At 63.1% G+C, this 9894-nt stretch carries 11 protein-coding genes; 8 read left to right on the top strand and 3 right to left on the bottom strand.

The genetic code is table 11. The features are described from left to right. Positions 1–58 precede the first annotated feature (58 nt). From yaaA to L1069_RS09475, 3 genes are all read right to left on the bottom strand, one after another. Entirely contained in the window at positions 59–823 is a 765-nt protein-coding gene (yaaA, locus tag L1069_RS09485; protein WP_237455494.1) for a peroxide stress protein YaaA, read from the bottom strand. 30 nt (positions 824–853) lie between these two features. Next, positions 854–2935 (bottom strand): DNA helicase RecQ, encoded by a 2082-nt coding sequence (recQ, locus tag L1069_RS09480; protein ID WP_205877298.1) that lies wholly within the window; start codon positions 2933–2935, stop codon positions 854–856. A 125-nt stretch (positions 2936–3060) separates the two neighbouring features. Then, positions 3061–3348 carry a YggT family protein gene (locus L1069_RS09475; RefSeq protein WP_129372391.1) on the bottom strand — a complete coding sequence of 96 codons (288 nt, stop codon included), beginning with the start codon at positions 3346–3348 and terminating at the stop codon, positions 3061–3063. A gap of 133 nt (positions 3349–3481) precedes the next feature. Here L1069_RS09475 and L1069_RS09470 point away from each other — a divergent pair, with 133 nt between their 5' ends. From L1069_RS09470 to L1069_RS09435, 8 genes are all read left to right on the top strand, one after another. Next, the gene (locus L1069_RS09470) at positions 3482–4030 is read left to right on the top strand and encodes an acyl-CoA thioesterase (protein WP_237455493.1); all 549 of its coding nucleotides are present in this window, start codon (positions 3482–3484) and stop codon (positions 4028–4030) included. 17 nt (positions 4031–4047) lie between these two features. Continuing rightward, complete coding sequence (locus tag L1069_RS09465) at positions 4048–5445, top strand: MFS transporter (RefSeq protein WP_343328053.1); 1398 nt, start codon at positions 4048–4050, stop codon at positions 5443–5445. After that, positions 5442–6311 carry a penicillin-insensitive murein endopeptidase gene (gene mepA, locus L1069_RS09460; RefSeq protein WP_237455491.1) on the top strand — a complete coding sequence of 290 codons (870 nt, stop codon included), beginning with the start codon at positions 5442–5444 and terminating at the stop codon, positions 6309–6311. Before L1069_RS09465 ends, mepA begins: the two co-directional genes overlap by 4 nt. Beyond that, positions 6284–7198, top strand: coding sequence for an esterase-like activity of phytase family protein (locus tag L1069_RS09455; protein ID WP_237455490.1), 915 nt, complete (start codon positions 6284–6286; stop codon positions 7196–7198). Before mepA ends, L1069_RS09455 begins: the two co-directional genes overlap by 28 nt. Positions 7199–7386: 188 nt before the next feature. Beyond that, positions 7387–8022, top strand: a complete 636-nt coding sequence (locus L1069_RS09450; RefSeq protein WP_211037710.1) for a queuosine precursor transporter — start codon at positions 7387–7389, stop codon at positions 8020–8022. A 246-nt stretch (positions 8023–8268) separates the two neighbouring features. Next, positions 8269–8688: an alternative ribosome rescue aminoacyl-tRNA hydrolase ArfB gene (gene arfB / locus L1069_RS09445; RefSeq protein WP_237455489.1), complete on the top strand. Its 420-nt coding sequence runs from the start codon at positions 8269–8271 to the stop codon at positions 8686–8688. 67 nt (positions 8689–8755) lie between these two features. Continuing rightward, positions 8756–9502, top strand: coding sequence for an SDR family oxidoreductase (locus L1069_RS09440; protein WP_237455488.1), 747 nt, complete (start codon positions 8756–8758; stop codon positions 9500–9502). Continuing rightward, on the top strand, positions 9499–9852 hold the full coding sequence (locus L1069_RS09435; RefSeq protein ID WP_237455487.1) for a cupin domain-containing protein: 354 nt from the start codon (positions 9499–9501) through the stop codon (positions 9850–9852). The genes L1069_RS09440 and L1069_RS09435 overlap by 4 nt, the downstream gene beginning before the upstream one ends. Positions 9853–9894: the final 42 nt, after the last annotated feature.

Below are 9894 nucleotides of genomic sequence, written 5' to 3'. Positions count from 1 at the left end.
CCAACCGTGAAGGTGCATTCTTGAATGTGCCGGAACGGGCGGGAGCCTTTCTCCTGCCTCAGGCGCCGCGCAAAAAGACCGGTTTATCGGGGGCCGACATTGCCGGCTGATGCACGTAGCCGCCAGCATCAAATTCTTTGAGGCTCTCCGTATCTGTCAGCCGGTTCTGGATAATGAACCGTGCCATCGCACCACGAGCGCGTTTCGCGTAGAAACTCACCACCTTAGGGGTGCCGTTCTTTTCTTCCATGAACACCGGAGTGACGACCCGCAGTTTCAGCGCTGCTAAATCCACTGCGCCGAAATACTCCTGGCTGGCACAGTTGACCAGCACGCTGGCATTTACCGCATCCGCCTGCGCATTCAGTGCCGCGGAAACCTGGCTGCCCCAGAATTCATAGAGGTTTTTGCCGCGCGCATTTTTCAGACGCGATCCCATTTCCAGCCGGTAGGGCTGCATCGCGTCCAAGGGACGCAGCAGGCCATAAAGACCTGACAGGATGCGGAAATGCTCCTGTGCCCAGGCCATTTCATCAGCATCAAGCGAGGACGCCTCCAGCCCCTGGTAGGTATCGCCGGCAAACGCCAGCGCCGCCGGGCGGGTGGCCGCAGTTGCCGGATCCGCAGTAAACTCTTGAAACCGTGCGTGATTCAGCTTGGCCAGATCTTCGCTGATATGCATCAGCTTCATCAGATCCGCCACGGATTGTCCGCGGGCCACCTCTGCCAGCTCTACCGCGTCGTCATGCAGCGCGGGCCAGGTCATCTCCTGATCCCGTTCCGCCCAGTCCAGCTTCTTGGCCGGAGAGGTCACTACCAGCATATCTACTCCCTTGATGATCTTGGCGCGACCCTAGCCCGCGCCGCGCAGGACGTCCAGAAACGCCGCCGCGAAACGTTCGGCGCGGCGCTCCCCTAACAGTTTCGTGATCCCCGCCTCGTCACCGGCGCGCATCTGCGCCACTTTCGCAAGCAGCGACGCAGAACAGGTGAGCGGTTTCATGGTGCCGCAGTCCCCGCGGGCAAGCTGTGCCTGCACTTCCAGCAGCGAGTCGTAAACCGAACCGGACCCGCTCCCGGCCAGCTTGCGCCTTGCGGGATGCAGCTGCTCGGCGGCGCCGGTGATCACGCTTAGGAAATCATCGCCGTAGCGCTCCAGCTTCTTGGCGCCGACACCGTTCACCCGCGCCATCTGGTCCAGCGTTTCCGGGCGGGTCTCGGCCATCTCAATGAGGGTGCGGTCGGGAAAGATCACATAGGCCGGCACTTTCTGCGCCTCCGCCAATGCACGCCGCTTGGCCTTGAGAGCCGACAGCAGCGGCGCGTCTTCTTCAGAGACCAGTGCCTTCACTGCGGGACGGCGCTCAGCCGCTTTGATGGTGTCGCGGCGCAGCTCGATCGACTGTTCTCCGCGCAGGATCGGCAGGGCGGCTTCCGTGAAGCGGAGCGCGCCGTGGCGTTCCGGATCGGGGCGCAAGAGGTCGTGGCCCATCATCTGCCGGAACACCGCCTGCCATTGGCGCTTGCCGAATTCCTTGCCGCAGCCATAGACCGACAGCTGGTCATGGCGCTTGGCCCGGATCCGCTCGTTGTCAGCGCCCAAAAGGATGTCGATCAGATGGCCCGAGCCGAACCATTCCTCGGTCCTGAGCACCGCTGACAGCGCCTTGCGCACAACAGTGGTGCCGTCGAACACATCCGCGGGCGTGTCGCAGAGGTCGCAATTGCCGCAGGGGTTTGACTCCTCGCCGAAGTAGGCCAGCAGCTTCTGGCGGCGGCAGCGCAGCGCCTCGGCCAGACCAAGCAATGCATTCAACCGGGCATGGTCGGCGGCGCGGCGTTCCGGCGGGGCCAATCCTTCGTCCACCTGCGTGCGGCGCAGGCGGATGTCGTCGGGGCCGAACAGAGTCAGGGTTTCGGCAGGCGCCCCGTCCCGGCCCGCGCGGCCGATTTCCTGATAATAAGCCTCAATGCTTTTCGGCAGGTCGGCATGAGCGACCCAGCGGATGTCCGGTTTGTCGATCCCCATACCAAACGCAACTGTGGCAACCACGATCAAGCCGTCCTCGCGAGCAAAGCGGGTCTCAACAATGCGGCGGTCCTCGGCGTCCATGCCGCCGTGATAGAAACAGGCGGAGTGGCCACCTTCGCGCAGGGCTGCAGACAGGGCTTCGGTCTTAGCCCGGGTGCCGCAATAGACGATGCCGGACTGGCCCTTGCGGGCGGCGGCAAATTCCAGGATCTGGCGGCGCGGGCTGTCCTTGGCGCCAAAGGCCAGATGGATGTTTGGCCGGTCAAAACCGCGCAGGAAGCTGCGCGGGGCCTCGCCGTCAAACAGTTTCTGGACAATCTCTTCCTGGGTTTCCTGATCCGCCGTTGCGGTGAAGGCGGCCAGCGGCACGTCCAGGGCGCGGCGCAATTCGCCTATGCGCAGGTAGTCGGGGCGGAAATCATGGCCCCACTGGCTGACGCAATGCGCCTCATCCACCGCAATCAGGCTGACACCGATGCGGCGCAGCATGCCCATCGCAGCCCCCGAGGCAAGCCGTTCCGGCGCCATATAAAGAAGCTTGAGCCGCCCGGCCTCGATCGCCTGCCAGACCGCTTCGGTCTCTTCTTCGGTATTGCCGGAGGTGAGCGCGCCGGCGGTGACGCCCGCCTCCTGCAGGGCGCGGACCTGATCGCGCATCAGCGCAATCAGCGGCGAGATCACCACCGTCACCCCGTCACGCAACAGGGCAGGCAGCTGGAAACACAGGGATTTGCCGCCGCCGGTGGGCATGATTGCCAGCACGTTTTCGCCCGCGGTCACGGCGTCAACGATTTCCTCCTGGCCGGGACGGAAGGCGTCAAAGCCGAAGATCTCGCGCAAGATCGGGGACGCGCCTGTCAGGGCTGGCGCGGCTAACTCTGCCGGGGATGCCGGGGCTGTCATGGGGGCGATGGGCCTCAATGTGGTGGTCTGCTCTTGTTGGCAGGCACAATCCCACAGGAGGTATCAGCCGGCAAGGGCTGCCGCGCAAAAGCCCGGCGAAAGCCGCCGGGCCGCAGATGTTCAGATCAGTAGAACGCCGAGACGTTGTTCACCAGGATGATGCGCAGCGCATAGACAGCGACCAGAACCGCCAGCGGCGCCAGATCAATGCCGCCCATATTGGGCAAGATGCGGCGCACCGGGGCATAAAGCGGTTCCAGAACCCGGTTCAGACCGTACCAGATCTGGCCTACCAGCTGCTGGTGCAGGTTCAGTACCTGGAAGTTGATCAGCCAGCTCATGATCACATGGGCAATGATGAAGAACCAGACAATGTCCAGGATCAGCATCAGAATTTGGAACAGCGAGACCATCTGTAATTCCCTTTTTCGAACAGCCACACAGGTAAGCAGGCGCGGCGAAATGCGCAAGGCTTCCGCGAGGTTGCGGTTGACGCGCTGTAAACGGGTGGCATCACGGGCACAAGCGAAACAGGAGGCCTTGCGCATGTACCCTATATTCCGCCTGATCAAGGATACCATTCTGGCCAGCCGGATGCCGCGGCTGCCAATCACCGGGCTGCATGTCTCGCACCACATCTGCTGGCCGTGGGATCTGGATATGTGGATGGAGCTGAACAACGGCCGCACCATGACGTTGTATGACCTTGGCCGCACCATGCTGGCGCAGCGGGCGGGGCTGATCGGCGCGCTGAAGAAAAACCGCTGGGGGCTGACGGTTGCGGGATCCTCTGTGCGTTACCGCCGCCGCATCCGCGGATTTGAAAGGTTCGAGATGCGCAGCCGCGCGGCGGGCTGGGATGACAAGTTCATCTATGTCGAACAGTCCATGTGGAAGAAAAACGGCGACTGCGCCAGTCATGTGATGCTGCGCACCGCAGTCACGGACCGCAAGGGCATCGTGCCGCCCGCCAAGGTGCTGGCGGCATTGGGGCAGGACGCTGAAAACTCACCCGAATTGCCCGGCTGGATCAAGGATTGGTGCCAAGCGGATGGCGGCCGGCCCTGGCCGCCGATGCAGGACGGGCTTGCCTAGGCCCCTGCCCGCCTGCCATACCTGAGGGCAACGATAAAAAGAGGCCGGGCATGCAGCAGGTATCCACGCGCAAGCGGATCTGGGGATGGTGGTTCTTTGACTGGGCCAGCCAGCCGTATCAGACGCTGCTGGTGACGTTTATTTTCAGCCCGTTCTTTGCCGCCGTGGCCGCGGATTACTTTATGACCCAGGGGTTGGCGGGCGAGGCGGCCAAGGCGCAGGCGCAGACTGTCTGGTCGCTGTGCCTGACCGTGACCGGGCTGATCATCGCCTTTGGTGCGCCGTTTCTGGGGGCACTGGCCGATATCACCGGCCGCCGCCTGCCCTGGATCATGATGTTTTCGCTGATGTATCTGATCGGTGCCTGGGGGCTGTGGTACATGGACCCTGCAGGAAGCAACCTGTGGTGGATGCTGGTCAGCTTTGGTTTTGGCTTCATCGGCGCCGAGTTTGCGCTGATCTTTGTCAACGCCCAGCTGCCGACGCTTGCCAGCCGCGAGGACGTGGGGGCGGTCTCTGGCTCCGGCTTTGCATTCGGCTATCTTGGCGGGGTGATTGCGCTGTTCATCATGCTGCTGCTGTTTGTCGAACAAAGTTCGGGCAAGACGCTGATCGGCCTTAGCCCCGCCCTGGGTCTGGATGCCGAGGCCAAGGAAGGCACCCGCGCCGTCGGCCCTTTTACCGCCGTCTGGTTTGCTGTCTTCATGGTGCCTTACTTTCTGTGGGTGCAGGACCGCGGCGCCACCGGGCGCAAGGCCAGCCTGGGCAAAGCCTGGCAAATGGTGGTCAAGCTGGTTACCAGCCTGCGCCACCGGCTGAGCCTTGCAACCTATCTTGGATCGTCAATGTTTTACCGCGACGCGCTGAACGGGCTGTACGGTTTTGGCGGTGTCTACGCCAAGCTGGTGCTGGGCTGGGAAATAACCCAGATCGGCATTTTCGGCATTGTCGCCGCCTTTGCCGCCACTGTCTTCAGCTGGCTGGGCGGCAAGGCTGACCGGCGGCTGGGCCCGAAGCCGGTGATCATCGCCTCGATCCTGGTACTGTCCTTTGTCTGCCTGATCCTAGTCAGCATGTCGCGCCACCAGATTTTCGGCTTTGCCCTGGCAGAAGGCTCCACGCTGCCCGACACGGTGTTCTTTGGCTGCGGCATGCTGATCGGCGGCTTTGGCGGCATCCTGCAGGCCGCCAGCCGCAGCCTGATGGTGCGCCACACCAGCCCTGCGGATGCGACCGAAAGCTTCGGCCTTTATGGCCTATCAGGGCGCGCCACCGCATTTCTGGCGCCGGCCCTGATCGGTTTGGCCACCACAGTGACCGGCAGCGCCCGGCTGGGGATCACCCCCGTGATCGGGCTGTTTTTAATCGGATTGGTACTGTTGTTCTGGGTTCAAGGAGAAGGAGATCAGGGTTGAAACTGTTTCTTGCCATATGTTTAGCTGTTGCGGGCTTATGCAGCCCGGCCAGTGCGCAAACCCCGGCCAAGGCCCTGTTCGGGGCCAAGCCCAGCGCCTCGCAGCAGCGCCCCGCGCCGTTCGGCTCTTATGCCAAGGGCTGCGTTGCCGGCGCCGCCCAGCTGCCCGAAACCGGCCCGACCTGGCAGGCGATGCGCCTTAGCCGCAACCGCAACTGGGGGCACCCGGCGGCAATTGATTTTGTTCAGGACCTGAGCCGCGTGGCCGCCAAACAGCGCGGCTGGAAGGGGCTGTACATCGGCGACATCAGCCAGCCGCGCGGCGGGCCGATGCTGTCGGGCCACCGCAGCCATCAGATCGGTCTTGATATCGACATCTGGATGCGGCCGCCGGACCGGCTGAACCTCAGCCGCAACGCACGGGAAAACATCTCCTCAATCTCGATGCGCCGGGCCAAGGGCGCCTATGTGAATTCCAGCTGGACCCGTGCCCATCATGAAATTCTGAAAGCCGCGGCGCAGGATAAACGGGTGGCGCGGATCTTTGTCTTTCCCGGCGCCAAGGTGCAGATGTGCAAGGACGCAAAGGGCGACCGCCGCTGGCTGCGCAAAATCCGGCCCTGGTGGGGGCATCACTATCACTTCCACGTGCGGCTGGCCTGTCCGCGCGGCGCGCGCGGTTGCGTTGATCAGGCGTCCCCGCCCAAAGGCGACGGTTGCGCCGATGCCCAGCGCTGGGTCAATGACATTCTGAACCCGCCGAAACCGAAACCGGTTGACCCCAACGCGCCAAAGCCTAAACCGAGACGGGATTACACCCTTTCGGACCTGCCCAAGCAATGCGCCGCCGTTCTGCAATCAAACTGATTCTGGCCCTAGCGGCCGCCGCCTGCCTGGCAGCGGCGGGTTATGCGGCAAACCGCCCCGCGGCGGCTGCAGCAGGCAAGGCGCAGCACCTCAGCAGCTATACCTGGAAGCTGAACCAGCGCTGGTTCGGCGGGTTCTCGGCGCTCAAGCTCAGTGACGGCGGCAAGTCGATGACCGTGCTCAGCGACCGTGCGACACTGGTGACAACCCGGATCCAGCGCAACCAGGGTCTGATTTCCGGCATCACAGCCCGGCGCGCGCATGAACTGCGGGCCTCCACCGGAAAAACACTCCGGGGCTTTGCCGGCGACAGCGAAGGGCTGGCAGTGGCGGCGGACGGCAGCCGCTATATCTCCTTTGAAGGTGCTGCACGGGTGGCACGGTACCGCAGCCCCGAAGGCCGCGCCAAAGTGCTGCCGCGCCCCAAGGCCTTTCGCGGCCTGCCGCCTAACAAATCGCTGGAAACCCTGGCCATCGATTCCCGCGGGCGGCTGTATACATTGCCCGAGCGCGCCTTGGACAAAAACGGGCAGATCCCGGTCTGGCGCTGGAACGGCCACCGCTGGTCGCGCCCCTTCAGCCTGCCGCCCGTGGGTGGATTTTTGCCGGTGGATGCCGATTTCGGCCCCGATGGGCGGTTCTATCTTCTGGAGCGCGACTTTACTCTGTTTGGCTTCCGCAGCCGGTTGCGCCGCTGGGACATCACCGCCGCCGGGCCGATCAATGAAACGGTGCTGCTGCAGACCCGCGCCCGCACCCATGACAATCTGGAAGGGCTGTCGGTCTGGGCGGATGGAACCGGGCGCCTGCGCGCCACGATGGTGTCGGACGACAATTTCCTGCCCTTTCAACGCACCGAAATAGTAGAATACGCGCTGCCCCGCTGACCAGCAGTCCCCGCGCCGCGCCAGCGGCGCCGGGCCCAACCGGGAGTGTGCATTTCCTGAAAAGCGCCCGAACGGGCGGGAGCCGCTGCCCTGCAGCATGCTTGCAGCAGCAGGACGTCCGGTTTAAAGGGCCAGTCTTCTGCCGTAGCAGTTATGATGCCCGCGGCCTTGAAAAATGGATCCGGCCCATGACCCGCTCACATATTCCCGGCATTGCTGCCATGGCCGCCGTCGTTGTGGCGTCCAACATCCTGGTGCAATTCCTGTTCGGCCAATGGCTGACCTGGGGCGCCTTCACCTATCCCATCGCTTTCCTGGTCACTGACGTGATGAACCGGGTCTATGGCACCGCAGCTGCCCGCAAGGTGGTGCTGGCCGGTTTTCTTGCCGGGGTCATCTGCTCGCTGATCGGCACTCAAATCATGCTGCAGGGCGACGGCTTCACCTATCCGGCCGTGACGCTGCGGATTGCTCTTGGCTCCGGTCTTGCCTTTCTCACTGCGCAGCTTTTGGACGTTGCCGTCTTTTCCGCCCTGCGGACAGGCAAATGGTGGCGCGCGCCGCTGGCGTCCACGCTGGCCGGCTCTTCGGTGGACACAGCAATTTTCTTCACCATCGCCTTCTCAGGCGCGCTTGTCTGGCTGGAGCCGGGCAACGATGTCGCCTGGGCCGCAGAGGTGCTGCCGCTGCTGGGCAGCGGCCCTATGGCCCCCCTGTGGGTCTCGCTTGCCGCGGCCGATTGGCTGGTGAAACTGTCGCTTGCTTTGGCCGCCCTTGTGCCCTTCCGCATCATCGTGCGTAAACTGACCGCAAAGACCACATGATTTTGTTTTGACATTAACCGAATCTATGGCAGGCTGGGGTCACACGAAACATTCAGAAAGGAGGTGCCCATTGTCTAGAGAAGCTATGGAGAGCAGTGCCGGAACAGTTCAGAAGGCGTGCGGCCGAGGCAGCCCTTGGCGCGTATAGATTACTGAATTGGTGCTGACCTAACCGGTGCACCTCCTATCATCTCGAAGGGCTGTTTCCGCGTGTGGGAACGGCCCTTTTCGATTACTGACTGAGCCATGATCCACGTTAACGCGCAAATCACCCTGCAGGATTGGGAACTCACCGAAAGCTTTGTCCGTGCCTCCGGCCCCGGCGGGCAGAATGTGAACAAGGTGGCCACTGCGGTGGAACTGCGGTTCGAGGCCGAACGCTCTCCTGCGCTGATGCCTGCGGTCAAGAACCGGCTGAAACGGCTGGCCGGGCGCCGCTGGACCAAGGAAGGCGCGATCATCCTGCAATGCGACGAGACCCGATCGCAGCAGCGCAACCGCGAAATCGTACGCGAGCGGCTGGCCGAGCTGGTGCGCAAGGCGCTGGTGGCGCCCAAGCGGCGCATTGCCACCAAACCCACACGCGGCTCGGTCAAGCGGCGGCTGGAGGCCAAGAAACAGCGCGGCGGCCTGAAAGCGACGCGCGGTAAAATCGACCCGGATTGATCCGGCGGATTGCACCCGCCTCCCGCTCCGCCCATGCTGCTAGCAAAACAGCAGGGAGGATAAGAACATGCGGCTGGACGGAAAAACCGCCATTGTGACCGGAGGCGCCTCGGGTTTTGGCGCCGGGATCGCACGCAAGTTCCTGGCTGAGGGCGCCCGGGTGATGATTGCTGACATCAATGGTGCCGCGGCAGCGGATATGGCCGTAGAGCTGGGCAGCAACGCCACCGCCCGGACAGTGGATGTCTCCGACGGCGCCTCGGTCAATGCCATGGCAGAGGCCGCACTGGAGGCCTTTGGACAGCTGGACATCCTGATCAACAATGCCGGCGTCACCCATTTGCCCGCGCCGCTGGAAGACATCAGCGAGGAAGATTTCGACCGGGTGCTAGGCGTCAACGTCAAATCCGTCTACCTGACAGCCCGCGCCCTGGTTCCGCATATGAAGGCGCGCCAGACCGGCGCGATCCTGAATGTCGCCTCCACCGCCGGTGTCTCGCCGCGCCCCAGCCTCAACTGGTACAACGCCTCCAAGGGCTGGATGATCACTGCCACCAAAACCATGGCCGTGGAATTGGCGCCGCATGGCGTGCGGGTCAATGCGATTAACCCGGTGGCGGGGGAAACGCCGCTGCTGAAAACCTTCATGGGCGAAGACACCCCGGAAATGCGCGCCAAATTCCTGTCCACCATCCCGATCGGCCGGTTTTCCACGCCTGAGGACATGGGCAACGCGGCTTGCTTCCTGTGTTCGGACGAGGCGGGTATGGTGACCGGTGTTGCGATGGAAGTGGACGGAGGACGCTGCATATGAAGACCGTGAACCTGAGCGAAAAACTGGCAATGTTTTCCAGCCATTGGGACCCGCATGTGGTGGCGGACTATAACGGCAACGACGTGATGGTGGTGAAATTTCAGGGGGAGTTTCCGTACCATGTTCACGCCGGTACCGATGACTTCTTCCTCGTGCTTGAGGGCGAAATGCTGATGGACATCGAAGGTGAGCCACCACAGACCGTCCGCACAGGTGAGCTGTTCGTGGTGCCCAAAGGCATCAGTCACCGCCCCCGCGCCGAGCAAGAATGCAAGGTGCTTCTGATCGAACCCAAGGGTGAGCCGAACTCAGGCGACCCGGAAACTGCAGCCCCCAAGCCGCGGATCTGACGCCGCGCTTTCATCTTTCCCCGGGCTCCGCCCGTTCGGCCT

Source organism: Leisingera sp. MMG026, assembly GCF_021654205.1.
GTDB lineage: Bacteria > Pseudomonadota > Alphaproteobacteria > Rhodobacterales > Rhodobacteraceae > Leisingera.
Note: the sequence above shows the minus strand (reverse complement) of the source record. Positions and strands in the feature narration are given on the sequence as shown.